The 233-nt window shown below is 56.7% G+C and carries 1 pseudogene; it reads left to right on the top strand.

The features are described 5' to 3' along the window. Positions 1-44 precede the first annotated feature (44 nt). Positions 45-233, top strand: a pseudogene (locus BVH03_RS26655) (hypothetical protein); the annotation flags it as partial.

Genomic DNA, 233 nt, shown 5'->3' with positions numbered 1-233 from the left:
TGGGGTGGTCAGCCACTTATTCAGCAGGAGCCCAGGCGGGGGAGGTGAACGTTCCGGTAGTGAACCAGCTTCGAGATACAGACATTGAAAGGGGGTTCAATGCCAACGGTTCGTACACTCGTTACCCTGACGGCACCGTGGAAATGTGGAAGGCTTTGAGCGTGCCGTGCACGGCCAATACCTTAAAGCAGGTGTACATCGACCTGCCCGCGGCAGTTGACATTACCCAGCCA

The sequence above is a fragment of the Pseudomonas sp. PA15(2017) genome (genome assembly GCF_001945395.1).
In the GTDB taxonomy this organism is placed as follows: domain Bacteria; phylum Pseudomonadota; class Gammaproteobacteria; order Pseudomonadales; family Pseudomonadaceae; genus Aquipseudomonas.
This window is presented reverse-complemented; position numbering and strand designations above follow the sequence as displayed.